The 26,602-nt window shown below is 63.8% G+C and carries 25 protein-coding genes and 1 pseudogene; 6 read left to right on the forward strand and 20 right to left on the reverse strand.

What is annotated here, in order from left to right:
* Positions 1-51: 51 nt before the first annotated feature.
* On the reverse strand, positions 52-1,191 hold the full coding sequence (locus tag BLW25_RS16145; RefSeq protein ID WP_092900962.1) for an alpha-D-ribose 1-methylphosphonate 5-triphosphate diphosphatase: 1,140 nt from the start codon (positions 1,189-1,191) through the stop codon (positions 52-54).
* A gap of 147 nt (positions 1,192-1,338) precedes the next feature.
* On the opposite strand from BLW25_RS16145, the gene BLW25_RS16150 reads away from it, so the two are divergent.
* Positions 1,339-2,028, forward strand: coding sequence for a DUF1045 domain-containing protein (locus BLW25_RS16150; protein WP_092900965.1), 690 nt, complete (start codon positions 1,339-1,341; stop codon positions 2,026-2,028).
* On the opposite strand, the gene phnN is transcribed toward BLW25_RS16150, so the two are convergent.
* The 7 genes from phnN to phnG all read right to left on the reverse strand — a co-directional run bounded on the left by phnN (position 2,010) and on the right by phnG (position 7,175).
* Positions 2,010-2,564 (reverse strand): phosphonate metabolism protein/1,5-bisphosphokinase (PRPP-forming) PhnN, encoded by a 555-nt coding sequence (gene phnN, locus BLW25_RS16155; protein ID WP_092900968.1) that lies wholly within the window; start codon positions 2,562-2,564, stop codon positions 2,010-2,012. The two genes, BLW25_RS16150 and phnN, sit on opposite strands and share 19 nt — an antisense overlap.
* Before the next feature lie 13 nt (positions 2,565-2,577).
* On the reverse strand, positions 2,578-3,273 hold the full coding sequence (gene phnL / locus BLW25_RS16160; protein ID WP_092900971.1) for a phosphonate C-P lyase system protein PhnL: 696 nt from the start codon (positions 3,271-3,273) through the stop codon (positions 2,578-2,580).
* Between the two features lie 4 nt (positions 3,274-3,277).
* Positions 3,278-4,060: a phosphonate C-P lyase system protein PhnK gene (gene phnK / locus BLW25_RS16165; RefSeq protein WP_092902189.1), complete on the reverse strand. Its 783-nt coding sequence runs from the start codon at positions 4,058-4,060 to the stop codon at positions 3,278-3,280.
* A 14-nt stretch (positions 4,061-4,074) separates the two neighbouring features.
* Positions 4,075-4,947 carry an alpha-D-ribose 1-methylphosphonate 5-phosphate C-P-lyase PhnJ gene (locus BLW25_RS16170; RefSeq protein WP_092900974.1) on the reverse strand — a complete coding sequence of 291 codons (873 nt, stop codon included), beginning with the start codon at positions 4,945-4,947 and terminating at the stop codon, positions 4,075-4,077.
* A gap of 85 nt (positions 4,948-5,032) precedes the next feature.
* Positions 5,033-6,118 (reverse strand): carbon-phosphorus lyase complex subunit, encoded by a 1,086-nt coding sequence (locus BLW25_RS16175; RefSeq protein ID WP_092900977.1) that lies wholly within the window; start codon positions 6,116-6,118, stop codon positions 5,033-5,035.
* Positions 6,118-6,711: a phosphonate C-P lyase system protein PhnH gene (phnH, locus tag BLW25_RS16180; protein ID WP_092900980.1), complete on the reverse strand. Its 594-nt coding sequence runs from the start codon at positions 6,709-6,711 to the stop codon at positions 6,118-6,120. Before phnH ends, BLW25_RS16175 begins: the two co-directional genes overlap by 1 nt.
* Complete coding sequence (gene phnG / locus BLW25_RS16185) at positions 6,708-7,175, reverse strand: phosphonate C-P lyase system protein PhnG (RefSeq protein WP_092900983.1); 468 nt, start codon at positions 7,173-7,175, stop codon at positions 6,708-6,710. Before phnG ends, phnH begins: the two co-directional genes overlap by 4 nt.
* 114 nt (positions 7,176-7,289) lie before the next feature.
* Between phnG and phnF the strand changes: the two genes are divergently transcribed.
* Positions 7,290-8,006 carry a phosphonate metabolism transcriptional regulator PhnF gene (gene phnF / locus BLW25_RS16190; RefSeq protein WP_092900986.1) on the forward strand — a complete coding sequence of 239 codons (717 nt, stop codon included), beginning with the start codon at positions 7,290-7,292 and terminating at the stop codon, positions 8,004-8,006.
* Here phnF and BLW25_RS16195 read toward each other — a convergent pair.
* The 7 genes from BLW25_RS16195 to BLW25_RS16225 all read right to left on the reverse strand — a co-directional run bounded on the left by BLW25_RS16195 (position 8,003) and on the right by BLW25_RS16225 (position 16,915).
* Entirely contained in the window at positions 8,003-8,620 is a 618-nt protein-coding gene (locus BLW25_RS16195) for an LbetaH domain-containing protein (RefSeq protein WP_092900989.1), read from the reverse strand. The genes phnF and BLW25_RS16195 overlap by 4 nt on opposite strands.
* Before the next feature lie 85 nt (positions 8,621-8,705).
* Positions 8,706-10,043, reverse strand: coding sequence for a phosphonate ABC transporter, permease protein PhnE (gene phnE / locus BLW25_RS16200; protein ID WP_092900992.1), 1,338 nt, complete (start codon positions 10,041-10,043; stop codon positions 8,706-8,708).
* Between the two features lie 3 nt (positions 10,044-10,046).
* Positions 10,047-10,868 carry a phosphonate ABC transporter, permease protein PhnE gene (gene phnE / locus BLW25_RS16205; protein WP_253188562.1) on the reverse strand — a complete coding sequence of 274 codons (822 nt, stop codon included), beginning with the start codon at positions 10,866-10,868 and terminating at the stop codon, positions 10,047-10,049.
* A gap of 156 nt (positions 10,869-11,024) precedes the next feature.
* Positions 11,025-11,921 (reverse strand): phosphonate ABC transporter substrate-binding protein, encoded by an 897-nt coding sequence (phnD, locus tag BLW25_RS16210; RefSeq protein WP_092902191.1) that lies wholly within the window; start codon positions 11,919-11,921, stop codon positions 11,025-11,027.
* Between the two features lie 60 nt (positions 11,922-11,981).
* Positions 11,982-12,800 carry a phosphonate ABC transporter ATP-binding protein gene (gene phnC, locus BLW25_RS16215; RefSeq protein ID WP_092900997.1) on the reverse strand — a complete coding sequence of 273 codons (819 nt, stop codon included), beginning with the start codon at positions 12,798-12,800 and terminating at the stop codon, positions 11,982-11,984.
* A 104-nt stretch (positions 12,801-12,904) separates the two neighbouring features.
* A complete protein-coding gene (locus BLW25_RS16220) occupies positions 12,905-14,314 on the reverse strand; it encodes an FAD-binding oxidoreductase (protein ID WP_092901000.1) in 1,410 nt (469 codons plus the stop codon).
* Positions 14,315-14,701: 387 nt separating this feature from the next.
* Positions 14,702-16,915 (reverse strand): NADP-dependent isocitrate dehydrogenase, encoded by a 2,214-nt coding sequence (locus tag BLW25_RS16225; protein WP_092901003.1) that lies wholly within the window; start codon positions 16,913-16,915, stop codon positions 14,702-14,704.
* 370 nt (positions 16,916-17,285) lie between these two features.
* Here BLW25_RS16225 and BLW25_RS16230 point away from each other — a divergent pair, with 370 nt between their 5' ends.
* The 4 genes from BLW25_RS16230 to BLW25_RS16245 all read left to right on the forward strand — a co-directional run bounded on the left by BLW25_RS16230 (position 17,286) and on the right by BLW25_RS16245 (position 19,849).
* Entirely contained in the window at positions 17,286-17,990 is a 705-nt protein-coding gene (locus BLW25_RS16230; protein ID WP_092901006.1) for a fumarylacetoacetate hydrolase family protein, read from the forward strand.
* Between the two features lie 81 nt (positions 17,991-18,071).
* Positions 18,072-18,896 (forward strand): sulfite exporter TauE/SafE family protein, encoded by an 825-nt coding sequence (locus BLW25_RS16235; RefSeq protein ID WP_171909611.1) that lies wholly within the window; start codon positions 18,072-18,074, stop codon positions 18,894-18,896.
* Between the two features lie 72 nt (positions 18,897-18,968).
* Positions 18,969-19,322 (forward strand): hypothetical protein, encoded by a 354-nt coding sequence (locus BLW25_RS16240; RefSeq protein WP_092901012.1) that lies wholly within the window; start codon positions 18,969-18,971, stop codon positions 19,320-19,322.
* A 62-nt stretch (positions 19,323-19,384) separates the two neighbouring features.
* Positions 19,385-19,849: a copper chaperone PCu(A)C gene (locus BLW25_RS16245; protein WP_092901015.1), complete on the forward strand. Its 465-nt coding sequence runs from the start codon at positions 19,385-19,387 to the stop codon at positions 19,847-19,849.
* A gap of 84 nt (positions 19,850-19,933) precedes the next feature.
* Here the strand turns inward: BLW25_RS16245 and lpdA are convergent, their stop codons facing one another.
* The 5 genes and pseudogenes from lpdA to BLW25_RS16270 all read right to left on the reverse strand — a co-directional run bounded on the left by lpdA (position 19,934) and on the right by BLW25_RS16270 (position 26,551).
* Entirely contained in the window at positions 19,934-21,322 is a 1,389-nt protein-coding gene (lpdA, locus tag BLW25_RS16250; RefSeq protein WP_092901018.1) for a dihydrolipoyl dehydrogenase, read from the reverse strand.
* 223 nt (positions 21,323-21,545) lie between these two features.
* Positions 21,546-21,950 carry an MAPEG family protein gene (locus BLW25_RS16255; protein WP_092901021.1) on the reverse strand — a complete coding sequence of 135 codons (405 nt, stop codon included), beginning with the start codon at positions 21,948-21,950 and terminating at the stop codon, positions 21,546-21,548.
* Complete coding sequence (locus BLW25_RS16260) at positions 21,950-22,168, reverse strand: hypothetical protein (protein ID WP_092901024.1); 219 nt, start codon at positions 22,166-22,168, stop codon at positions 21,950-21,952. The genes BLW25_RS16255 and BLW25_RS16260 overlap by 1 nt, the downstream gene beginning before the upstream one ends.
* Before the next feature lie 115 nt (positions 22,169-22,283).
* Positions 22,284-23,516 (reverse strand): annotated as a pseudogene (gene odhB / locus BLW25_RS16265) (2-oxoglutarate dehydrogenase complex dihydrolipoyllysine-residue succinyltransferase); the annotation flags it as partial.
* 71 nt (positions 23,517-23,587) lie between these two features.
* The gene (locus BLW25_RS16270; protein ID WP_092901027.1) at positions 23,588-26,551 is read right to left on the reverse strand and encodes a 2-oxoglutarate dehydrogenase E1 component; all 2,964 of its coding nucleotides are present in this window, start codon (positions 26,549-26,551) and stop codon (positions 23,588-23,590) included.
* Positions 26,552-26,602: the final 51 nt, after the last annotated feature.

Below are 26,602 nucleotides of genomic sequence, written 5' to 3' on the forward strand. Positions count from 1 at the left end.
GATTTCGTCAGGGGAAAAGGCCCCGCCGGAAGTCTGGTGGAGGACCTGTGATCAGCCGACGCGCCGGCCTGCGACCCACGTGCCGCGAATGGCCCCGGCGGCACCGACGCGGTGGACGCGGATCAGGTCGGCGCGTTTGCCGATGGCAATGTCGCCGCGATCGGTGAGGCGTGCGGCCTCAGCCGGGGCTTTGGTCACGGTGCGGATGCCGCGCGGCAGATCACCCCAGAGATCACCCAGCATCAGCGAAGCCGACAAAAGCGACGAGGGCACGTAATCCGAGGACAGGATGTCGAGAAGATCGGCCTGCGCCAGATCCGCCGCGGCGACATTGCCCGAATGCGAGCCGCCCCGGATCAGGTTCGGCGCCCCCATCATCACAAGGATGCCCTGGTCACGGCAGGCGCGCGCAGCCTCGACCGTGGTGGGGAATTCGGCAAAGCTTACGCCCTTTTCGCGGCTGGTCACCACCTGGTCTTCGGTCGTGTCGTCATGGCTTGCGATCACGGCGCCATAGCGGCGCGCGGCTTTGACGGCGGCCTCTTCATGCGCGCCACTCACCCGGGCCGAGAGCGCCTGCTGGCTTGCGATATGCTCGGCGAATTGCGTCTCGGACATGCCGCGCTTGCCCATGACATAGTCGCGGAGTTTCGTGATGTCGCGGAACTGGCGCTGGCCCGGGGTGTGGTCCATCAGGCTGACGATGCCGATGCGGTCCTCGGTGCCGAATTTGTCGAGTTCCTCGATGAGGGTTTCCGAGCAGACCTCGGCGCGCAGATGCAGGCGGTGGCTGATTTTCAGCGCGCCCATCTCGCGCAGGCCCATGATCTCATGCGCCAGCGCTCTTGCATATTCGCCGTAACCGGCATTGTTTGACGAAAAGATCGATCCCACCCGCAGCGCGTCGAACACGGTTGTGATGCCCACCGAGGCCAGTTCGGCATCATGGGCGATGATTGCACTTGCATGGGGCCAGTCGACGCGGGGGCGGGGCTGGAGATGGCGTTCCAGGTTGTCGGTATGCAGTTCCACAAGGCCGGGCATCACCAGATCGCCCTGCATATCTTCGGCGCTTTGCGGGGCTGTGCCTGTGTCAATGTCGTCAATCAGCCCGTCCCGGATCACGATATTGCCGGTGACGATTTCATCGGCCAGAAGGATGCGGGCATTGGCGAGGATGGTCTGGGTCATGACTGGGCTTTCTCGGCAGGAGGCAGGGTCGGCAGGCGGGAGAGCGCTGCAAATGGCACCGTGATGTCACATCCGTGTGACAGATGGCGGTTAGGGCGAAACTGGTTCCGAAGGATGATGCGGGATCGGGCTGAGAGGACGGTGGCGATGAGCGATTTCACGAGATATGCGGTCTATTACGCGCCGCGCCCGGGGGCCTTTGCGAGAAGGGTGGCGGGCTGGCTCGGCTGGGATCCGGAGGCAGGGCTGCCGATCGCTTTCGCAGGGCCCGAAGGATTGCCACGCCCCCAGGCCGAGCTGACGATGAGCCCGCGCAAATATGGCTTTCACGGCACGATCAAGGCGCCGTTCCGCCTGGCCGAAGGTCTGGAGCGTGCGGATCTTTCCGGAGCGCTTGCGGACCTTGCAGGCAGTCTGGCGCCGGTCGGGACGCGGGGGCTGGAGCTGCGCCGGATCGGGGGATTCCTTGCGCTGGTGCCGCAGGGGGATGAGGCGGCGCTGCTGGCTCTGGGCGCCGGGGTGGTCACGGATCTCGACCCTTTGCGTGCCCCCCTCACCGAGGCAGAGATCGCAAAGCGCCGCCCCGACAGGTTGACCCCGCGCCAGCGTGAGTTGCTGTCGGCCTGGGGCTATCCTTTTGTGATGGAGGAGTTCCGTTTCCATCTGACGCTTTCTGACAACCTGCCGGAATCCGAGGCGGCTGAACTGGCCGCGCGGCTGGATCCCTGGCTCGCCCCCGATCTGCCACGTCCCTTTGCCATCGAGGATCTGTGCCTCTTTGGCGAGGATGCGGCGGGGCGGTTTCACCTGCTGGAGCGTCATGCGCTGACCGGCTGAAGCGCGTCGAGAAAACGGGCGATGCCGGTCTCGGGGCTGGCATCGTTCATCACCGTGATCACGCTGAGGCCACCCGAAAGCCCCTCGGGCCAGGGCTGCCCGGCGCGGGCGACCCGCGCGGCGATGTCCAGAGCGCTTTCGCGTCCACGTGCCATCAGCCGCGCCGCCAGCACCTGGGGCGGTGCGGTGACATGGATCACGCGCAGCCCCGGCCAAAGCAGGGCGGCGCGTTCAAGCCCCTGGCGCGAGCCATTGAACAGAAGATCCGCGCCATTCGCCAGCGGCGCCAGCGCGGCGGCCGGGATGCCGTAGCACAGCCCATGTGCCTGCCAGTCCAGTGCGAATTCCCCCGCCGCCTGGCGCTCTGCAAATTCTGCAGCCGTCACGCCCTCGAAATCCTCGCCACCGGCATCCGTGGGCCTTGTGATGACGCGGCGTATGACATGAAGATCAGGTCTCGCCGCCAGCGCGCCCTGGATCAGCGTGTCCTTCCCGGCCCCCGAGGGGCCGACAATGGCGAAAAGCCGTCCCGTCATGGCGCGAGCCTCCTCATGCTGCCAGACCCGGGGTGAAGCCGGTCACATCCAGCAGCCGGTCGCAGACCCGGGCGCGGGCCTCTTCGTCATGGAAGATCCCGAGGATCGCCGCGCCGCGCGCCTTGGCCTCGGCTATCAGCCCCAGCACCACCTCGCGATTGGTGGCGTCAAGGCTGGCGGTCGGCTCGTCCAGCAGCATCGCGGGGTAGGGATGGATGAAGCCGCGCGCGATGTTCACCCGCTGCTGCTCGCCGCCCGAGAATGTGGTGGGCGAGAGCGACCAGAGGCGTTCGGGCAGGTTCAGCCGCGACAGCAGCGCCGCCGCCCGGTCGCGGGCCTCGTCTGCGGCAGTGCCGAGGGTCAGGAGCGGTTCCGCCACCACATCGATCGTCGGGACACGCGGCACGACGCGCAGGAACTGGCTGACATAGCCCAGAACCTCGCGCCGCAATGCCAGGATCTCGCGCGGGCTGGCCTTTGCGACATCAAGGTCGCCGACGAGGATCGCACCCGAAGCGGCAAGGTAATTGCCGTGGATCATCCGCATCAGCGTGGATTTTCCTGCACCCGAGCGCCCGGTCAGCGCCACGCATTCTCCGGGTGCGACCGAGAGGCTGACGCCGGCCATAACCGGGATCACGGCACCATCCTGCCCGCCGCCCTGATTGTGCAGCGTAAAGGTCTTTGAAACGTCTTTCAGCATAATCATGGGGTCAGACCTGCAAAACCGAGGAAACAAGAAGCTGGGTATAGGCATGTTGCGGATCATCAAGAACCTGATCAGTCAGGCCCTGTTCAACCACATGGCCCGATTTCATCACCATAAGCCGATGCGCCAGCAGCCGCACCACGGCAAGGTCATGGGTGACCAGCACCACCGACAGCCCAAGATCGCGCACCAGACCCCGCAAGAGATCCAGAAGCCGCGCCTGGACCGAGACGTCAAGGCCACCGGTCGGCTCGTCCATAAAGACCAGACGCGGCGCAGTGACGAGGTTGCGCGCAATCTGCAACCTTTGCTGCATACCCCCGGAAAAGGCGGATGGCCGGTCGTCGATCCGCGCCCCGTCAATTTCGACCCGGCCAAGCCAGTCGAGTGCCGTCTCGCGGATGGCGCCGTAATTCCGCCCGCCCACCGCCATCAGCCGCTCGCCAATATTGCCGCCGGCGGAAACGCCCATCCGCAGCCCGTCCCGCGGGCTCTGATGCACAAAGGCCTGTTCACTCCGCGCGAGCCTCCGCCGCTCCGGTTCTGCCATGGTGATCATGTCACGCCCGTCAAACAGGATCCGCCCCTCCTCCGGCGCCTGATGCCCGGCGAGGCAGGAGAGCAGGGTCGATTTTCCGGACCCGCTCTCTCCGACGATCCCCAGCACCTCGCCGGGAAACAGATCAAAGGAGACATCGGCGCAGCCGATCCGGCTGCCGTAGAATTTCGACAGCCCCCTGACCGAGAGCAAAGGCCCGGCCTCTTTCACCTTTGCATAAATGTTCATCTCAGCCCCATCCATCAGCTGCGCTCCGTTTCCAGGGCCGCGCTGCGGCTGCTACAGAAGTCAGTGTCCGAACAGACGAACATCCGTCCGCCCTGGTCATCGGTGATCACCTCGTCCAGATAGCTCTCGCGCGATCCACAGATCTCGCATTCATGATCCGCTTTTGACGCAACGAACGGGTGATCCTCGAAATCGAGGCTGACCACCTTCGTGTAGGGCGGCAGCGCATGGATCCGAGCCTCGCGCCCGGCCCCGAAAAGCTGCACGGCGGGGCTGTCCGAAAGCTTCGGATTGTCGAATTTCGGGATAGGCGAAGGCGTCATCACATAGCGGTCATGCGCCATCACCGGCCAGGCATAGGAATTGGTGATCTCGCCATGCCGGGCAATATCTTCGTAAAGCTTGACATGCATGAGGCCATATTCCTCCAGCGCATGCATCCGCCGCGTCTCGGTCTCGCGCGGTTCCAGAAAGCGCAGGGGTTCGGGGATCGGCACCTGATAGACCAGGATCTGATCCTCGGTCAGCGGCGTTTCCGGGATGCGGTGGCGGGTCTGGATCAGGGTTGCCTCTGTGGTCGCTTCGGTCACCGCGACCCCGGCCGTGCGCTGAAAGAACTTGCGGATCGAGACGGCATTGGTCGTGTCATCCGCACCCTGGTCGATCACTTTCAGGCGGTCCGCCGGCACCAGACAGGCGGCAGAGACCTGGACCCCGCCGGTTCCCCAGCCATAAGGCATCGGCATCTCGCGGCTGGCAAAGGGCACCTGATAGCCCGGCACCGCCAGCGCTTTCAGAATGGCCCGACGCAACATGCGTTTGGTCTGTTCGTCGAGATAGGCAAAATTGTAGCTTTCGGCCTCGACGGGGGGGATGGCGGCGGTCATTTTCGCGCTCCCGAAGGCCGGGCACCGCCTGGGTTGCGGGCGCCGGCAAGGGTGATCAGCAGAGCGGCGGCGATCTGGACGGGCATCATTCTTCCTCCTGTGCGGAAAGGGCGGCGCTGCGCAGCCGGCGGATCAGCTCCAGCTCGGACTGGAAATCGACGTAATGCGGCAGCTTGATATGTTCGAGGAACCCGGTGGCCTGGATATTGTCGCAATGCGACAGCACGAATTCCTCATCGCGGGCGGGGGCCGGATTGTGGCTTTCCCCCAGTTCCTTCCAGCGCAAAGCCCGGTCAACAAGGCTCATCGACAGCGATTTGCGCTCGCTCTGGCCAAAGACCAGACCATAGCCGCGGGTGAATTGCGGCGGCTCGGTTTTCGATCCGCCAAACTGGTTCACCGTCTCGCATTCCGAAAGCTCGATCTCGCCGATCTCGATGCTGAAACCCAGCTCGGGGATCTCGGCCGCGATGGTGACCTGGCCGATGCGCAGCTCGCCGACAAAGGCATGGGTATTGCCGTAGCCGCGCTGCGTCGAATAGGCGAGCGACAGGAGAAACCCCTCATCGCCACGCGCCAGTGCCTGAAGACGCAGCGCCCGGGTCGCGGGCAGTTCCAGCGCTTCGCGGGTCAGATCGGGGGGGGTGTCGGTGCCGGTGCCGGCCTCTTCGATCAGCCCTTCGCGGTTCAGAAAGCCCATCACATGCGGCACCGCATCCAGCCCCTCCGGGCTGGCGCTCGCTGCTTCTGGCGGGGTGATCCCTTCGGCGGCCAGCGCGAAATCCAGCAGGCGATGCGTGTAATCGAAGGTCGGCCCGAGGATCTGGCCGCCCGGCACATCGCGGAACGTGGCAGAGACGCGCCGGATCACCGCCATCGTGGCGGTTTCGACCGGCAGCGTGGCGCCGAAACGCGGCAGGGTTGTGCGATAGGCGCGGATCAGGAAAATCGCCTCGATCAGATCGCCCCGCGCCTGTTTGATCGCCAGCGCGGCGAGGTCGGGGTCGAAAAGCGAGCCCTCCGCCATCACCCGGTCGACCGAGAGTTTCAGCTGCTCGCGGATCTGCGCGATAGACAGCTCGGCGATGCCCGTGTCGCCCCGGCGTTCTTCGGCGAGCCAGGCATGGGCGTTGTCGATGGCGCGCTCTCCGCCTTTGACGGCAACATACATCAGATATCCTCCAGCCTCGTTGAGCGCGGCAGACCGGCGATCTGGTCCCCGGCGGTCAGGAAAGTGTCAAACCCCAGCGGGTACAGCGCGTTATTGGCCTGGAAAGCGGCGATTTCCGGCAGGGAAAGCCGGGCGCTGTCCTGAATGCCCGGCCCGGTCAGGCGGGCGCCGCGCGCCTCAAGCGCCGGCATTTCGACGATCAGCGTGGCGGCGCGGTCGGGATAATCTGGCGTGCCGGTGGCAAAGCGCGAGACCGGCGCCAGCGCCTCCCAGCTGCCGATCACGAAATGCGCGGCCTCAGCCGTGGTGAAGGGCGCGGCTGTGTGAAATGTCAGCCAGGCGCGCAGCCCGGCACTGTCATGCGAAGGGGCGATCCAGACCGGCGTCGTCTGATCCATCAGTACCAGCGCCAGCGTCCCCGCCGCAACCGAGAGCGGCGCGGGCGGCAGCGCGCCGGTGATCTGCTGGATGCGACCGGGGCGGGCCAGGGCCTGCATCGCGGCACGGAAAGCACGGGCGGCGTCATGCGCCGGATGGGCGAAACCGCCGGCGAGCGAAGGCGTGACCGGGGCAGGTTGGACGGGCGCGTTCATTTGTCATCTCCGCGTACAAGGGTGAAGAATTCGACGCGGGTGGCGGCGGCTTTGGCAGCGCGCGCCTTGCGGCGGGCGGCCTCGGCCTCGGTCAGGGGCATGAGGATGGTTGCACGGATGCGCTCTGCCGCATCGGTCTGCATAAGCGCATCGACCAGGGCGGCATGGCGGGCATGGGCGCGGTCGCGCCCCTGGACCAGCGCATGGCCGGTGGTGCCATCCGGGAGATGCAGCGTGGCGCGGGTCACGGTGACCTCGCCCAACGAAAACGGCGCGCCGCTGCCGCCGATGCGGCCCTGGACCATCATCGTGCCGGTCTCGGGCGCGCGCAGGTCGTGATGGTCGGGCAGCGGCATCGGCAAAAGCGCGGCAAGCGCCTCGGGCCGCGCGCGGGCGAGGGTGCCCATCCAGGCGCGGCGCGCCCCGGTGAGATCTTTGGCAGGGGAAGGTCCGGTGTGATTCATAGCAGACATCTTTTCTGACTTGTCTGTTGTACTAGACAACTATACAAGTAAGCGGCGGGCGACAGGTGACGTCAATGCGAATATTTTGCGAAACTTCGGTAACGGGGGCAGGGAATGGCGCGCACGGCTTTGTGGAAGGGAATCGCCGGGACACTGGCGGCTGAAGTCGCGCAGGGCCATTTTCCCATCGGCGCGCGGTTGCCAAGCGAAGCGGAGCTGTCGGTCCGGTTTGGCGTCAACCGCCATACTGTGCGCCATGCGCTGGCCGATCTGGCGGAACGCGGCCTGGTCCATGCGCGGCGCGGTGCCGGGGTTTTTGTGCTGGGACGGCCCACGGATTACCCGCTCGGGCGGCGTGTGCGCTTTCATCAGGCGATGGAATCGGGAGGGCGGCTGCCATCGAAACAGCTGACACGGCGCGAGACGCGGCCCTCGGATGCGAAGGAGGCGCAGGCGCTCGGGCTGGCGACGGCGGATGCTGTGCTTGTGGTTGAGGGGCTTTCCTCGGCCGATGGGCAACCGCTTGCGGTGTTCCGCTCGGTCTTCCCGGTGGCGCGCCTGCCGGGTCTCGCGGCGGCTTTTGAGGGCGAAAGCTCGATCACGCGCGCGTTGGCGGCGGTGGGGGTGGCGGATTACACCCGCGCCTCAACGCGGCTCTCGGCCAGGGCCGCCAGCACCATGGTGGCGCTGGCGCTGCGGATCCCCGAAGGCGCGCCGGTTCTGCGCACGACTTCCGTCAATGTGGACGGGGCGGGGGTGCCGGTTGAGTTCGGCATCACCTGGTTCGCGGGGGACCGGGTGACGCTGACGGTAACGCCGGAAGGGGTTTAGCCCTCGTATTTCTCAAGGAAAGCCTCGGCGGGGAGCTTGCGGAAGTCGGGCAGGACGTCGCGCAGGCGGGAATGATCCCAGTCCCACCAGGCGAGTGCCATGAGCCGGTTGATCACAGAGTCGGAAAAGCGCATCCGGATCAGTCTTGCCGGGCTGCCGCCGACGATGGCGAATGGGGGGACGTCTTTGGTCACCACCGCGCCCGAAGCGACGATGGCACCGGCGCCGAGGGTGATCTCGGGTTTGATGATGGCGCCATGGCCGATCCAGCAATCGGGACCGAGCACCGTGCGGCGGGCGGCGCGGGCGGCGAAGAAGTCCGGGTCATCTTCGGCATCGTCAAAATACCAGGAGGAGCGGTAGAGGAAATGGTGTTGCGCCGCATTGGCGAAAGGGTGGTCGGTCGGGCCGATCCTGGTCAGGGCGGCGATATTGGCGAATTTGCCGACCGTGGTATTTGCGATGTCGGAAAGGCGTTCGGCATAGGCGTAATCTTCGAAGGTTGAGTTCAACACGCGGGTGCCTTCGCCGACCTCGCAGTAAGCGCCGAAGGTGGAATTGGCGATATGGGTGTTGGGGTGCAGGAAGGGCGCAATCGGCGAGAGGCGGGGCATTTTCCGGGGCTTTCAGGGGAGTGGTCCGCCGGTTGGCTGATGGGGGAGCCTCCGGCGGGGATATTTATGGACAGATGAAAGGGGCTTATTCGCCCTTGATCAGTTTTCGGCGGATCCAGCCGGAGAGGCTGTCGAGCGCCATGACCATCAGCACGATCAGGATCATGTAATAGGCGACATCCTCCCAGTCTTTCTGGGTGATGATGGCCTGGGTGAGCAGGAGCCCGATGCCGCCGCCGGTGATGGCGCCGATGACGGTGGCGGAGCGGGTGTTCGACTCAAAGAGGTAGAGCACCTGCGACATGAGGACGGGTGTGACCTGCGGCAGCACGCCGAACCGCGCGCGCTGCAGGGTGGTGGCGCCGGTGGAGCGGACGCCTTCGACCTGCTTTTCGTCGATGTTTTCAAGGGCTTCGGAGTAAAGTTTGCCGAAGGTGCCGGTATCGGTGATCAGGATCGCCAAGGCGCCGGTCATCGGGCCGGGGCCGAAAGCGCGGGCCAGCACGATGGTCCAGATCAGCGCATCGACGCCGCGGATGAAGTCGAAGATGCGGCGCATCACAAAGCGCAGCGGCCCCAGCGGGTTGAAGTTCCGCGCTGCCATGAAGGCCAGCGGCAGGGCCACGAGGGCTGCGAGGAAGGTGCCGATGAAGGCCATCAGCAGGGTCTCGAACAGGGCCCAGGCGACCTCGCCATGGTGCCACATTTTGTTAGTCCAGAATTCTGACGCCATATAGCTGATATTGGACCGCGCCGGGTCGATGCGGTCACCGGAGAAGGCGAGCGATGCGAGGTCCCAGGGGGATTTCTGGAAGAAGGGGCTGTCGGCGGTGAAGAAAAACAGCGCCCAGCCGGCCTGGTAGCGGAAGGTCTCGACCTTGGAGCGCGAATAGTTGAAGCGGCCCGCCGGGGTGGTGACGGTAATCAGCCGGTCTGAGGCGTTGATCCAGGAGGGCAGCGGCTCTGGCGCGTCGAGGATGAGCGACTGGCCATCGGCGGAGGGACGGATGTCGATGGTGCCGTAGCCGGGGACGACATAGCGCGCGCCCTGATCATCATAGGTCACGATATTGCCGGAGCCGAGGTCGATGGTGGTGACACCATCGGTGACGCTGACCCAGTCGGGCAACAGGCCGGGTGGGTAGGCACCACGGTTTTCGCCATCCTTCGAGATTGAAAGCGCGCCGCTGCGATTGTCGCGGGTGACATGGGTTTTATGCGCCCAGAAATCGGTCAGGAGTATGGCGGCATTGTCGGTTTTGGCGCGCGCGGCGATGCCCGGGATGTCGAAGGCAAAGAAGATCCAGGTCAGATAGGCGAGGATGATCCCCGGGACGATGAAAGACATCCGCATCCGTTTGCGGAATGTGGCGATCAGGGATTCGGTGGTGTGGGTGGCCGGGACATTCAGGCTGATGGTCATGGCTCAGGCCCTCGTCTTCTGGATCGCGCCCCGGACGAGGCGGGTGCGGTAAAAATCGGTGACCTGGTCGATCAGCACGATGGTGAGGAACAGCAGAAGGAAAATCGCGACCACCTGGTCATATTTCCCCGCGCCCCATTGCATGGCGAGTTTCAGGTCATAGCCGATGCCGCCGGAACCGACGAAGCCAAGGATCGCCGAGGCGCGGACATTAATCTCGAACCGCAGCATCAGGTAGCTGAGCCAGTTCGGCGCAACCTGGGGAATGACGCCGAGCCACATCCGTTGCAGCCAGCCCGCGCCGACCGAGGTCAGGCCCTCGACCGGTTTTACATCGGCGTTTTCAGCGACTTCGGAGAAGAGTTTCCCCAGGGCCCCCGCCGTATGCAGGCTGATTGCGATCATTGCGGGCACCGGGCCGCCGCCGAGGATGAAGATCAGCATCAGGGCGATCACGATTTCGGGGATCGAGCGCGTCAGGTCCATCATTCGGCGGAACAAGGGCGTCAGGCGCGGCCAGCGGGCGAGGCCGCGCGTGGCCAGCAGCGCCAGCAGCGCCGCCGTGAGGCCGCCGATCAGGGTCGAGACGGCGGCGATATTCACAGTTTCCATCAGCGATGGCAGGAATTGCAGGAAGAGGCCGGGGATATTGGCGCGTTTCTCCCAGGCTTCAGAAATCACCTCGGAGGGGAAAGCGAAGATCTGCGGCAAGCCGTTGATGAGCCCGCCCGCATTGCGGCTTTCGGCAAGCTGGAAGCCCGCGATCATCAGCGCAACAAACAGCGCCAGAATGATGCCGCTGTAGAGACGGCGGCGGCGGACCATGTCGAGATAGGCTTCGGTTGTGTCCAGGCTGGTGCCCGGTTTTCGGTCCGGTCCAGACCCGTTTCCCGGCCCGTAAGCGATATCGACCATGCTGCCTCCGCGTAAAAAGAGGCCGGGCCTTCGATTGGCGAAGGCCCGGCTTTGGATCAGGTGAGATTACTGGCTGTCTTGCAGCTTGCGGGCTTCGACGATGCCGATATAGGCCTCGTGGGTGACCGGCACGAAGTCCAGCGCCTCGCCTGCGGCGACGCCGTAAGCGCATTCCTTGTTGGTCTCATGCAGGTCGGCGGTCAGCTTGATAACCTTGTCTTTGACGTCCTGGGGCAGGGCCTTGCGGACGACCATCGGGCCTTCGGGGATCAGGGCCGAGCGCCAGATTTCCTGGATGTCGTTCATATTGACGAGGCCGGCATCGGCCGATTTGCGGAAGGCGCCCGAATTGTAGCCGTCTTCCCATTCGCCAAGGCCATCAGCCCAGGCGACAGCGGCGTCGAAATCGCCATTGGCGACGCCGACGATGGATTGCTCATGACCGCCCGAGAAACGGACTTCCGAGAAATACTGCTCCAGCGGGCCGAATTTTGCGACCATTTCGGCGCCGGGAACCAGGTAGCCCGAGGTCGAGTTCGGCTCGGCAAAGGCGAATTTCTTGCCCTTGGCGTCTTCGAGCGTCTTGATGCCGGAATCGGTGCGGGCAAAGGCGATCGAATAATAGCCGGTCGATCCGTCCATGTTTTGCTTGGTCAGAACAGCCTCAACCGATTCCGGGTCGGTGATATAGGCTTTGGCGTAACCGCTCGCGCCCATCCAGGCGAGGTCGATGGTGCCGCCAAGCAGGCCCTGGATCACGCCGTCATAATCGGCGGGGGTGAAGACTTTGACCGGAACGCCAAGCGCTTCTTCGATGGCGGCGCGGTAGCACTCGTTCGAGGTCATGCGGTCCTGTGCGTTCTCGCCGCCGAGGATGCCGAGGTTGAACTGTTTGATTTCCTGGGCCTGCGCCATGCCGGTCAGGGCGGTGGTCACGGCCAGAGCCAGTGCGATCTTTTTCATGGTCTTCTCCATGGAGGGGTAAAGAAAAACCCCGGCACGCGGGCGCGTCCGGGGAATGGGTTACGACATCAGCGTGTCGGCGTAAGAGCGGTCGGCGCCGGTGTCAGACGGGATTGCGGTCGAGGTCGCAGCTTCGTTGAAGCTTTCATCCGCGCCGTAAATGTCACGCGCCACGCCGGTCGAAAGCTGGTCAGGCGTGCCGTCGAACACCACGCGGCCATCGCGCATCCCGATCACCCGGTCACAGTAACGGCGGGCGGTGTCGAGCGTGTGCAGGTTCGCGATCACCATGCGGCCGTCTTCGACATTGATCGCTTTCAGCGTATCCATCACGACCTGAGCGTTCATCGGGTCCAAAGACGCGATTGGTTCGTCGGCGAGGATGATTTTCGGGTCCTGCATCAGCGCGCGGGCAATCGCGACGCGTTGCTGCTGGCCGCCGGACAGCGCTTCGGCGCGTTTCGGGGCCTGTTCCTGGATTCCGAGCCGGTCGAGGATTTCCAGCGCTTTCAGGATATCGGTTCGCGACCAGATGTTGAACAAAGTCTGCAAGGACGAACGGCGGTTCAGGATGCCATGCAGCACATTCGAGGCCACATCCATGCGCGGCACCAGATTGAACTGCTGGAAGATCATCGCGCACTGGCTTTGCCAGGCGCGGGCCTCGCGACCCTTCAGCGCCAGCACATTGCGACCATCAACCAGGATCTCGCCCGAAGACGCGTCCAGCAGGCGGTTCATCATCCTGAGGAAGGTGGATTTACCCGCCCCCGACCGCCCGATGATGCCCACAAAACCCGGGCCGTCGATGCGGAAACTGACATTGTCCACGGCCGCTTTCTGGCCAAACATCCGGGTAACGGATTTTACTTCCAGCATGAGGGTCCGCCTCTGATTTCCTCAGGCGGACCTATTGGGCTTTTGTGACATCGGGTTCTCTCCGATGTGAAACTTGCGTAACGGCGGCGGGCCTTGGCCCCCGTTTACCTTGCGGGAATGACCTTGCCGGGGTTCATCAGCCCTGAAGGATCCAGCGCCGATTTCACCGCCCGCATCACATCCAGCGCCACCGGATCCTTTCTGCGCCGCATCGAGGCCAGTTTCGAAAGACCGATGCCATGTTCGGCCGAGAAGGAGCCGCCGAGTTCTGCGACCATGTCCTCGATGCAGTTCATCACCTGATCCTCATGGCCCTCTGCCGCCGGATAGACCGAGAAATGCAGATTGCCATCGCCCAGATGGCCGACAGTGATCGTTCCCGCGCCGGGCGAGATCGCTTCAAGCCGGGCAACGATGCCGGTCAGGAAAGTGTCCACCCGGTCCACCGGCAGGCAGATATCGGTATCCACAAACGGGTGGAGGCCGTGGCAGATTTCGGCGGCGGCCTCACGCCGGGCCCAGATCGCCATGCGCTGCGCCTCGGATTGCGCGATGATGGCGTCTTCGATCAGCCCCTCTTCGAGCATCGCGCCCAGGACAGATTCCAGCTTTGCGACCAGGGGCACCTGGCCATCAGGGCCCGGATCGGCCTCTTCGGCGGATGTTGTCGCGGCCTCGATCAGCAGCGTCACGGGGGGGATGGTTGCGAAGGGCTGGCCGAGATCCGGGCGCGCTTTCGACAGCTGGCGCGAATAATCCTCTGGCATCAGCTCAAAGGCCTCGACGCGGCCGCCGGTCGCCTCCTGCATCCGATTGAGCAAACCAAGCGCCTTTGGCAGGCTGTCTGCCGCCACGACGGCGGTGGCATGGGCGCGGGGCGCCGGGACCAGCTTCATCACCGCGGCCGTAATGATGCCCAGAGTGCCCTCGGCGCCGATGAACAGCTGTTTCAGATCATAGCCGGAATTGTCTTTATGCAGCTCGCTCATCAGGTTCAGCACCCGGCCATCGGCCAGCACCACCTCAATCCCGAGACAAAGCCCGCGCGTCGAGCCATAGCGCAGCACGTTTGAGCCGCCTGCATTGGTCGACAGCGCGCCGCCAAGCATCGCCGAGCCGCGCGCGCCGAACCAGAGCGGGAAGTAAAGCCCTTCCGCCTCGGCGGCCTCATGGATCTTTTGCAGGATAACGCCGGCCTCGGCGATCACAAGGCGCGCGCCCGCGCGCAGCTCGCGGATGCGGTTCATCCGGTCAAGGCTGATCATCACGCCGCCCACAGCCATCGTGCCGCCGACAAGGCCGGTATTGCCGCCGACCGGGACCACAGTCACCCCGGCCTCTGCCGCCACGCGCAGGCAGGCTGCCACTTCTGCGGTGGAGCCGGGCCGTAGCACCGCGACCGGTGTGCCGTGGTAATGGCCCATCCAGTCATCGGCATATTTGCGCGTGTCGTCGCCGGTCAGCACATAGGCCGCGCCTATCGCGGCCTGCAATTCCGTCAGCACCCTGTCCATCCGGCTTTCTCCTGATTTCCGTCAGGGGAGTATCTGCGCGCCGCCGCCACCGGGATCAAGCAAGATCAGAAGATCACGACGTCGCTATGGGGCAGCGCCATTAGTCGTGCCGGCCTGGAAGGCCGCAGCGGCAGGGGGTTCGGTGGTCAGATTGTCGCGCGGCAGGTCATTGCTGCCGCGCCCGTGCCGCCAGTTGCATGTTTCACGACGTTTAGCGCCCCGTCGGTCTCACTGCCGGTGACGGCACCTCCGTTCAGAAAATTTCCCTGCCTCCCGAAGGATGAAAGCCCCATTCAGCCCCCGCCCCTGGCGGTCGGCGGCGCGCAAAAGAAAACCGCTGACACCCGGATGGGGTGCCAGCGGTGTTTTCGGGTGACGTCAGCGATCTCAGTCGATGATTGCGTTCAACGTCCTGGATGGGCGCATCACAGCAGCGGTTTTTGCGGCATCGCCATGATAATAGCCGCCAAGATCAACCGGCTTGCCACGATCAGCGCGCAGTTCGGCGGTGATGGTGGCCTCGCCTTCGGACAGGGCTTTCGCGATGGGGGCGAATTCCGCAGCCAGTTCGGCGTCGGAATTCTGTTTCGCCAGCGCGTCGGCCCAATAAAGTGCGAACCAGAAATGGCTGTCGCGATTGTCGGGCTGGCCGGCCTTGCGGCCCGGGCTGCGGTCATGGTCCAGGATGCCCTGGGTCGCCTGATCCACGGCTGCGCCAAGGACGCGCGCCTTCTCATTGCCGGTCGCTTCCGCGAGGAAGCTGAGGCTTTCGCCAAGTGCGCAGAATTCACCGAGGCTGTCCCAGCGGAGGTGGTTTTCCTCCATCAGCTGCTGCACATGTTTCGGGGCCGAACCGCCGGCGCCGGTCTCGAACATGCCGCCGCCCTGCATCAGTTTCACGATGGAAAGCATCTTGGCCGAGGTGCCCAGTTCCAGGATCGGGAAGAGGTCGGTCAGGTAGTCACGCAGCACATTGCCGGTGATCGCGATCGAATCTTTGCCCGCACGGATGGTCTCGAACGAAAGCCGGGTTGCCTCGCGCGGTGCCAGAACCTGGAATTTCGCCTCGACGCCTTTATCCTTCAGGATCGGGCGGACATAGGCCAGCAGTTCCCGGTCATGGGCGCGGGCCTCATCCAGCCAGAAGATCGCCTGGCAGCCTTCGAGCCGCTGGCGGTCGATGGCCAGCTGCACCCAGTCGAGGATCGCGGCTTTGCGGGTCGAACACAGGCGCCAGATATCGCCCTTTTCCACCTTATGCTCGTGCAGCACATCGCCATTCGCCGCGATGACGCGGACGGTGCCATCCTCGGGGATTTCGAAGGTGGTCGGGTGCGAGCCATATTCCTCGGCCTTTTGCGCCATCAGACCGATATTCTGCACCGTGCCTGCGGTCGCAGGATCCAGCGCGCCGGTCTCGATGAAATATTTCACGCTTTCATCATAGACGGGGGCGTAAGACGTATCCGGGATCACGCAGACCGTATCTGCCTCTTTGCCATCCGGACCCCAGCCCTTGCCGCCCGCGCGCAAAAGCGCCGGCATCGAGGCGTCGATGATCACATCCGAGGGCACATGCAGGTTGGTGATGCCCTTATCCGAATTCACCATGTAAAGCGGCGGGCGCGCCGCCATGGTCGCATCGATATCGGCGAGGATCGCCGCGCCATCCGGCAGCGACCTGATCTGTGCGAGCAGGCTGCCAAGCCCGCCATTCGCGTCGAGACCGGCCAGGTCCGGGTGTTTCTCGTAAACCGGTTTCAGCCAGGCCTTCACCACATGGCCGAAGATGATCGGGTCCGACACCTTCATCATCGTGGCTTTCAGATGGACCGAGAACAGGATGCCTTCGGCTTTGGTCTTTTCGATCTCATCCGCCAGAAACGCATCCAGCGCTTTCGCCGACATGAAGGTCGCGTCCACCACGGTGCCTTCGGGCAGGCTGTCGCCTTCTTTCAGCACAGTGACCTTGCCCGATGCGCCAGAGAGCTCGATCTTCACGGGGCCGGCCTGTGCAGCGCTCAGGGTGACCGAGGTCTCGTTCGAGAAGAAATCGCCGCCCGACATCGCAGCCACGCGGGTTTTGCTGTCCGCCGCCCATTTGCCCATCGAATGCGGATGCGCTTTGGCGTAATTCTTCACCGCTTTCGCGGCGCGGCGGTCGGAATTTCCTTCGCGCAACACCGGGTTCACGGCCGAGCCCTTGATCGCATCGTAGCGCGCGCGGATCTCTTTTTCCTCAGCCGTCGCGGGTTCCGCCGGGTAATCCGGCAGGGCGTAGCCCTGGCCCTGCAGTTCCTTGATCGCCGCCACCAGCTGCGGCACCGAGGCCGACACATTCGGCAGCTTGATCACATTGGCCTCGGGCGTCTTCACCCATTCGCCCAGACCCGCAAGATCATCGGCCTGTTTCTGTGCCGCGGTCAGACGTTCCGGGAAGGCCGAGATGATGCGGCCCGCCAGCGAAATGTCACGGGTCGCAACCGAGATCCCGGCCGCTTTCGCAAAACGCTGGACGATCGGCAGCAGCGAGTATGAGGCGAGTTCCGGTGCCTCATCCACTTTGGTGTAAACGATTGCGGGCATTCCCTTGTCGGCCATGGTCGGCTGATCCTCCGTTAGCGATTCACGTCATCCGCCCGGGGCTGAATGGGGCGGTCAATGCCGGGGCCCCGTGCCTTGGATGCAGCCCTGACGACCCCGCGCCGGCGCTGCCCTGCAAGGGGCAATTCAACTCTGTGCCTCTTCTGGGCGACAGTTGCCGCCGGTGCAACTGTGCAACCGCAGCAAAGGCTGATTTTTCCGTATTTTCGCCGGTTTTGCGGGGCCGGTAAGGCCCGTGAGGGCCTGATTGCCATAACCGGCGCGCGCCTTGCGCCAGAATGTGATCACAAGAGACGGCGCAGAGGGGCTTGTGCAAATCCCGACCGGGCCTGAAAATGGCTGAAACGGTTGTGAGGAGCCCGCCCGGATGCCCGATTCACAAGAAGCCGCCCGTTGGGTGATCACACCGCCGCCGCAGCCGGGCCTGCCGGTCCTGGGAACGGATGAGCGCTTTCCGGTCGGGCGCATTTTCTGCATCGGGCGCAATTATGCCGCCCATGCTGTCGAGATGGGCCATGACCCGGATCGTGAGCCGCCGTTCTTCTTCCTCAAAAGTGCGGACAGCATCCTGACCGGGGATACGATGCCTTACCCCGCTGCGACCAGCGATCTGCATCACGAGGTCGAGCTGGTGGTGGCACTGTCCAAAGGGGGGCGGGATATACCTGAAAGCGCGGCGCCGGATCATGTCTGGGGCTATGGTATCGGCCTCGACATGACGCGCCGCGACCTCCAGTCCGAGGCAAAAAAACTCGGCCGCCCCTGGGAGATCGCGAAAAGCTTTGAAAACTCTGCGCCCTGCGGACCGCTGGTGCCAGTGTCCCTGGTCGGTCACCCGGTATCCGGCGCCATCACGCTTGCCGTGAATGGTGACCGCCGGCAGGAGGGCGATCTGAACCAGATGATCTGGAAAGTGCCGGAAATCATCGCCGTGCTGTCGCGGTTCTTCACCCTTCGCCCCGGCGACATCATCATGACCGGCACCCCTGCAGGTGTCGGAGCGGTGGGGCGCGGTGATCTGCTGGTGGCCCATATCGACGGCATCGGGGATCTCACGCTGCGTCTTGTCTGAACGGCGCGAAGATCTGCACGGGCTTTTCTCTGCCGGCGCGGTGACCTATGCAGGGCGCATAATCATGAGGAGGCGCCCGTGATCCCCGATCTTGCAACCCTGTTGCCGCTGGTGGCGCTTTTGTTCGTGGTCGGCGCGCTTGCCGGGATCATTGCCGGGCTTCTGGGCGTTGGTGGCGGCATCGTGCTGGTGCCGGCCTTCTTTTACGTCTTCACCGCGCTTGGCTATGGCGGGCCGCAGGTCATGCAGGTCTGCCTCGCGACCTCGCTGGCGACGATCATCTTCACCTCGATCCGTTCGGTCATGGCGCATAACCGCAAGGGTGCTGTCGACTGGGAGGTGCTGAAGACCTGGGCGCCGGGGATTGTGATCGGCGCGATCCTTGGAATGCTGGCAGCAAGCCAGATGCGATCAGACGCGCTTCAGGCGATTTTCGGCGTGCTGGGAATGGTCGTAGGGCTTTACATGGCCTTTGGCAGGCAAAGCTGGCGCATCGCCGATACGATGCCGACCGGGCCGGTGCGTGCCGTGCAATCCTCGGTGCTGGGCTTTTTGTCCGTGCTGATGGGGATTGGCGGCGGATCCTTTGGCGTGCCGCTGATGACGCTTTACGGGGTGCCGATCCACCGCGCGGTGGCGACGGCTTCGGGCTTTGGCATCACCATCGCGGTGCCGTCGGTGATCGGGTTCCTGCTCATGCCGCTGGACCCGGCCACGCGCCCGCCGCTGACGCTCGGCGCGGTGAACCTGCCGGCCTTCGTCGTGGTGATCGGCATCACCATGGTCACCACCAGCTATGGGGTGAAGCTGGCCCATGCGATGGACCCCAAGCCGCTGAAACGCATTTTCGCGGTCTTCCTGATCTTCGTCGCGGCCAATATGCTGCGCAAGGCGCTTGGCTGGTAAGGGCAGAAACCTTCCCCCCGGGGTAAGCTGCCGCATTGCCAGGCCCTTGCGGATCGGGCATCTTGCCGCCCGATGACTCGGGACCTTATTCAGAAGCTGACCGGGGCGGTGACCGCCTGCCTCATGGTTCTTGCCATGACGGTAACGGCCTATGCGCATAAGGTGCCGGCGGGCGATGATCTCGCCATGCGCAATTTCATTATGGCGGGCGGCAATCTCAACGAGCTTTGCGGCGATGGTATCTTCGCGCCGGGCGACTGTCCGCTGTGCCGGCTGAGCGATACGGCCACGGTGCCCGAGCCGCCGGCGGGTCTGTCAGAAATCACCTATCGCTTTGTTCTGGCGCTGGAGCCGGTGCCTCCGGCCCCCATTCGCGCAGCGTTCGCCTGGTCGGTCCCCGAGGCGCGCGGCCCCCCATCCATCTGAGAGCGGATTTCTTGCCACCGGCAGATGCCGGTCACCCCTCTGATGGAAAACGGAACAGAATGATGAAAATTCTCAGCGCGGCTCTGGCTGCAATCATGATCTCGGGCGCGGCTTTCGCACATGGCTTCAAGGGCGGCGATCTTGAAATCGGGCACCCCTATATCCCGACCCCGCCCGCTGTGGCGAAAACTGCGGGGGGCTTTCTCAGGATCACCAATACCGGGACCGAACCCGACCGGCTGATCGGGGTCGAAAGCGATCTGGCCGAAAAGACCGAACTGCATGTGACAGAGCTGGATGCGAATGGCGTCACCACGATGAACCATGTGCCGGTGCTGGAAATCCCCGCCGGTGAGACCGTCGCGCTGGAACGCGGCGGCTATCACATCATGTTCATGGGGCTGAAGCAGAGCCTGAAAAAAGGCGAAATGGTTCCCGGCACCCTCGTCTTTGAACGGGCTGGCCGGATCGAGGTGGAATTCTCGATCGACGAACCGAAAGAGGCCGAGGATCATACCGGTCACTGACCGGAAGCCACGGATCGGCCCGGGCAAAAGAAAAAGGGCGGGTGCCATGCACCCGCCCTTTATCATCTGCGCAGAAGTGAGGGGTCAGGCGTGGATCGCGCCAAGACCGCAGGCCAGCGCCGCTTCGCGCACGGCTTCCGAATAGGTCGGGTGGGCGTGGCAGGTCAGCGCCAGATCCTGCGCCGAGGCGCCGAATTCCATCGCGACACAGACTTCATGGATCAGATCGCCGGCGCCCGGCCCGATGATATGGCAGCCGAGAATGCGATCGGTTTCCTTATCGGCCAGCAGCTTGACGAAACCATCGGCCTGGAACACGGCCTTGGCGCGGGCATTGCCCATGAAGGGGAACTTGCCCACTTTATAAGCGCGGCCTTCTTCTTTCAGCTGCTCTTCGGTTTTGCCCACGCTGGCGACTTCGGGGGTCGAATAGACAACGCCGGGGATCACGCCGTAATTCACATGGCCCGCCTTGCCGGCGATAACCTCGGCGACCGCCATGCCCTCATCCTCGGCTTTATGGGCGAGCATCGGGCCCGGCACCGCGTCGCCAATGGCATAGATGCCCGGGACCGAGGTCTGCCAGTGGTCATCGACTTTGATCTGACCGCGCGGCAGCATCTCGACGCCGAGGGCTTCGAGGCCCAGCCCGTCGGTAAAGGGTTTACGCCCGGTGGCGACGAGGACGACATCGGCCTCGATCTCGCCGGCCGAATCGTCCTTCTTCAGTTTCCAGGCGACTTTCGCGCCTTTCTTCGTGCGCTCCACCACCTGGACGGCGGCGCCGAGCACGAATTTGAACCCTTGTTTCGTTAGGATCTTCTGGAAGCTTTTCGCAACTTCGGCATCCATGCCGGGCGTGATCGCGTCGAGATATTCGACCACGGTCACTTCGGCGCCGAGACGGGCATAGACCGAGCCCATTTCCAGCCCGATGACGCCGGCGCCGATCACGACCATGCTCTTCGGGATCTTCGGCAGCGCAAGCGCGCCGGTCGAGGTGACAATGACCTGTTCGTCGATGGTGATGCCCGGCAGAACGGAGGGCACCGAGCCGGTGGCGATGATGATGTTTTTCGCGTTATGGGTTTCATCGCCGACCTTGACCTGACCGGCGGCAGGGATCGAGCCCCAGCCCTTCAGCCAGGTGATCTTGTTCTTTTTGAAGAGGAATTCGATCCCCTTCGTATTTCCGGTCACCACGTCATCCTTGTAGCGCAGCATCCGTTCCCAGTCGACTTTGGGATTGGCGCCCATCAGGCCCATTTTCTCAAAGTTCTCATGAACTTCGTGCAGCTGATGGGTGGCATTCAACAGCGCTTTCGACGGAATGCAGCCGATGTTCAGGCAGGTGCCGCCAAGGGTTTCGCGCCCTTCGACACAGGCGGTTTTCAGGCCAAGTTGTGCGGCATGGATCGCGGCCACATAGCCGCCTGGGCCGCCGCCGATCACGATAACGTCGAAATCTGCCATAGGTGGTTTCCTTGTGCTGGCGGAAAGCCGGGGCTGCCTGCCCCAGGCGAACATCGGTTTACCTGAACCGGTGGCGCAAACGATCCTCGCGCCCCGGAGATATTTGTAGGCGGGTGAAAGTCAGGCCAGGATCTGGATCAGCAGGGCGATCAGCGAGACCGGGTCAGAGCTTCCGAAGAAAAAGAGGAACGGGGGGGAGGCGACTTCCTGCATGGATGCGCTTTCACAAAGGGGCGGGGCCGAACAGGGCGACCCCGGCAAGCGTAAGCGTGGCAATCAGGCCGGCCAGCCAGATGAGCGAGCGCCAGGGCGCAAGGCCAAGCCCGTAAGCCGGGATATAGAGGATGCGGGCGGCGACATAGATCCAGGCGGCGGTGGCGGTCAGCGGCGAGGTCTTGCCCGCCAGCACCAGGATGAGCACCACAGGCGCGAACATCGCCAGCCCCTCGAACCCGTTTGTGACCGCGCGGCGCAACCGTCCCAGCAGCGGCGACATGTCCACCGGCTGATCGCGCGGGCCGGCATTGTAGCGCGGCCCGAGTTCGCGGTTCATCTGCGCCCCGGCAATACCGATGGCCACAACCTGCAGCAGCACGGCACATGTCAGGGCGCTGAGTTCGGGTGCCATCATGCTGTCCTGATGAATTCTGCCGAGGTGACATGGCCAAGCGCCTGCTGCGCCTTGAGCCATTCCCGGGCGGCGGTGGGATCATTGACCGAAAACAGGAAAAGGCGGCTGCCATCATTGCCTGCCCAGATCTGCAACTGGGTCAGCCCGGTATCACCGAAGGCAGGGTCATGCCCGGAAAAGCTCGCAAGGCCGGTGCGGACGAGGACTTGTTCCATTCTTGATCTCCATTCCCGAAAATGACGGCGTTGTGCCGAACGTGCTCAGGTATAGCGGGCAGAGCCGGGATCGGTTCCGCCCGCCGCAAGAGGATTATGCGGAGCCTGGCCCGGATCAGAGATCCATCAGCAGACGGCGCGGGTCTTCCAGCGCCTCTTTGACGCGGACGAGGAAGGTCACGGCGCCTTTGCCGTCGACGATGCGGTGATCATAGCTCAGCGCCAGATACATCATCGGGCGGATCACGATCTGGCCGCCGACCACGACCGGGCGGTCCTGGATCTTATGCATACCGAGGATCCCGGATTGCGGCGGGTTCAGGATCGGCGAGGACATCAGCGAGCCATAGACGCCGCCATTCGAGATGGTGAAAGAGCCGCCCTGCATCTCTGCCATGGTCAGCTTGCCGTCACGGGCACGCAGGCCAAGCTCGGCGATCTTTTTCTCGATCGCGGCAAAGCCCATCTGATCGGCGTCGCGCACCACCGGCACCACGAGACCAGAGGGCGTCCCGACCGCCACGCCCATATGGACGTAGTTTTTGTAGACGACATCGGTGCCGTCGATCTCGGCATTGACCTCGGGCACTTCTTTCAGCGCATGGGTGCAGGCCTTGACGAAGAAGGACATGAAGCCAAGCTTGACGCCGTGCTTCTTCTCGAACTGATCCTTGTATTCGTTCCGCAGCTGCATGATCCCCGACATATCCACCTCATTATAGGTGGTCAGCATGGCGGCGGTGTTCTGCGCGTCTTTCAGGCGGCGCGCGATGGTCTGGCGCAGGCGGGTCATCTTGACGCGCTCTTCACGGGCGGCGTCATCGGCGGGCACAGGCGCGCGCGGGATCGCGGCGGGGGTCGGGGCAGGCGCGACAGCGGCAGCGGCAGCCCCCGGGGCACCGGCCACGGCACGTGCCACGTCTTCTTTCATCACGCGGCCATCCTTGCCGGAGGCCTGGACCTGGTCGCGGGTGAGCCCGGCTTCGGCCATGGCCTTCTTGGCCGAGGGCGCATCTTCGACATCCTTGCCGGCCGGGGCGGCAGCTGCGGTTTTCGGGGCCTCGACTTTGGCGGCAGGTGCTGCGGGCGCGGCACCAGCTGCGCCTTCGCTTACGATGGCGAGACGGGCATTGGCGGCGACGGTTTCACCTTCCTGGGCGATGATCTCGACCAGAACGCCGGCGACGGGCGAGGGCACCTCGACCGAAACCTTGTCGGTTTCGAGTTCGCAAAGCATCTCGTCCTGGGCCACCGTGTCACCGACCTTTTTGAACCAGGTGGAAACGGTTGCCTCGGACACGGATTCGCCGAGTGCGGGGACCATTACGTCAGTCATCTTCTCAACTCCTTAGCCCCCGGGGTCTGGCGGGCATCAGTCAGATTTCGATTTCCCCGCGCGCGGCCCGCGCGGGGGGAAACTCATTCAGCAAGCGCGGCGGCGACCAGAGCGGTCTGTTCGGCTTTGTGGCGGGAGGCCAGACCGGTCGCGGGCGAGGCCGAGGCCACGCGGCCCGCATAGGACACGCGGGTCGTGGTGCCGCGCACGCGGGTCAGCAGCTGCTCCAGCTCCGGCTCGATAAAGGACCAGGCGCCCTGGTTCTTCGGCTCTTCCTGGCACCAGACGAAATCGGCATTGGCGAAACGTGCCAGTTCGATCTGCAGGGCCACGGTCGGGACCGGGTAGATCTGTTCCAGGCGCAGCAGATAGACGTCATCAAGACCGCGCGCATCGCGTTCCGCGAGCAGGTCATAATAGACCTTGCCCGACGAGATCACCACGCGGCGGATCTTGTCATCGGCCTGCAGTTTCGTTTCCGAATTGCCCTTCTGCGCGTCATCCCAGAGGACGCGGTGGAAGGTCGAGCCATCGGTGAAATCTTCGGCCTTCGAGATCGCCATCGGATGACGCAGCAGCGATTTCGGCGTCATCAGGATCAGCGGCTTTCTGAAATCGCGATGCAGCTGGCGGCGCAGGATGTGGAAATAGTTCGCGGGCGTGGTGCAGTTCGCGACGATCCAGTTTTCCTCGGCCGAAAGCTGGAGGAAGCGTTCCAGACGCGCGGAGGAGTGTTCCGGCCCCTGGCCCTCGAACCCATGCGGCAAGAGCACCACAAGGCCCGACATCCGCAGCCATTTCGATTCGCCCGAATTTACGAACTGGTCGAACATGATCTGCGCGCCATTGGCGAAATCGCCGAATTGCGCCTCCCAGAGCGTCAGGGCGTTCGGCTCTGACAGCGAGTACCCATATTCAAAGCCCAGGACCGCATATTCCGAGAGCATCGAGTCGATGACCTCATAGCGGGCCTGGCCAGCGCGGATATGGTTCAGCGGGTAGTGACGCTCTTCGGTCGTCTGATCGACGATGCCGGAATGGCGCTGCGAGAAGGTGCCGCGGGTACAATCCTGACCCGAAAGCCGGACCGGGAAGCCCTCGACCTGGAGCGAGCCAAAGGCAAGCGCCTCGGCGGTGGCCCAGTCAAAGCCCTCGCCGGTCTCGAACATCTTCTTCTTGGCCTCGAACAGGCGCGTGATCGTCTTATGGGCGTCAAAGCCCTCGGGCAGGCGGGTCAGCGCTGTGCCGATCTCCTGGAAGGTCTCGGGTTTGATCCAGGTCTCGCCGCGCTGGTAATTGTCGGCACCAGGCCGGCTCATGGATTTCCAGCGCCCGTCCAGCCAGTCGGCCTTGTTGGGCTTATACTCCTTACCGGCCTCGAATTCTTCATTCAGATGGGCCTGGAAGGCGGCTTTCATATCCTCGATCTCACCCTCGGGGATGAGGCCGTCTTTCACCAGCCGCTCGGTATAAAGCTGCAAAGTGGTCTTCTGTTTGCGGATGTTTTTATACATCGCCGGGTTGGTGAACATCGGCTCGTCGCCTTCGTTGTGACCAAAGCGGCGGTAGCAGAAGATGTCCAGAACCACGTCCTTGTGGAACTTCTGGCGGAATTCGGTCGCGATGCGCGCGGCATGGACCACGGCCTCGGGGTCATCCCCGTTGACGTGGAAGATCGGCGCCTCGACCATCAGCGCGATATCGGTCGGATAGGGCGAGGTGCGCGAGAAATGCGGCGCCGTGGTAAACCCGATCTGGTTGTTCACGATAATATGGATACAGCCGCCGGTGCGGTGGCCACGGATACCGGAAAGTTGGAGGCATTCCGCCACCACGCCCTGGCCCGCGAAAGCCGCGTCGCCATGGAGGAGGATCGGCAGCACGGCCACACGTTCTGCCACATCATTCAGCTGGTCTTGCTTGGCGCGGACCTTGCCGAGGACGACCGGGTTCACGGCCTCCAGGTGCGAGGGGTTCGCGGTCAGCGAGAGGTGGACGGTGTTGCCGTCAAACGTCCGGTCCGAGGAGGCACCGAGGTGATATTTCACATCGCCCGAGCCGTCGACATCTTCGGGCTTGAAGCTGCCGCCCTGGAATTCGTTGAAGATGGCGCGGTAGGGTTTCGCCAGCACATTGGCGAGAATGTTCAGACGTCCCCGATGCGGCATGCCGATGACAATGTCTTTCACACCCAGCTGACCACCGCGCTTGATGATCTGCTCCATCGCGGGGATCAGCGCCTCGCCGCCATCAAGGCCGAAGCGCTTGGTCCCCATATATTTCACATGGAGGAATTTCTCATAGCCCTCGGCCTCGACCAGCTTATTGAGGATGGCGCGGCGGCCCTCGCGGGTGAAGGCGATTTCTTTGCCGTAACCCTCGATCCGCTCTTTCAGCCAGGCCGATTCCTCTGGGTTCGAGATATGCATGTATTGCAGCGCGAAAGTGCCACAATAGGTGCGTTTCAGGATGTCGGTGATCTGGCGCATCGAGGCATGGGTCAGCCCGAGCACATTGTCGAGGAAGATCGGGCGGTCGAGATCAGCCTCGGAGAACCCGTAAGAGGCCGGGTCAAGCTCGGGATGGTTGCTCTCATCGCGCATGTTCAGCGGGTCGAGATCGGCGGCGAGGTGGCCGCGGATCCGGTAGGCGCGGATGATCATCAGCGCGCGGATCGAGTCGATCACGGCGCGTTGCAACTGGGCCTCGGTCAGATTGACGCCCTGATCCTGCGCCTTGGCCGCGATTTTTGATCCCGCAGCATTCGCGTCTTTCGCCTGAGGCGCCGGCCATTCGCCGGTCAGCGCGGCGGTCAGATCGTCCACCGGCTGCGGCGGCCAGTCGGCGCGCGCCCAGGACGGGCCGGCGGCGGCCTTTCTCGCATCGGCCTCGCTGTCACCAAGCGCGCGGAAGAATTCCGCCCAGGCGGCATCGACCGAATTCGGGTCAGCCGCATAACGCGCCTGAAGCTGGTCGACATAATCGGCATTGGCCCCGTCGAGGAAGGACGAGGCGTTGAAGGCAGCGGTCGGAGACTGGTCGGTCATGGCAGGATCCTCGATCCCAGGGACAACAAGGGGTGACAACGGGGCATGACA

It is taken from the genome of Rhodobacter sp. 24-YEA-8 (genome assembly GCF_900105075.1).
Classification (GTDB): domain Bacteria; phylum Pseudomonadota; class Alphaproteobacteria; order Rhodobacterales; family Rhodobacteraceae; genus Pseudogemmobacter.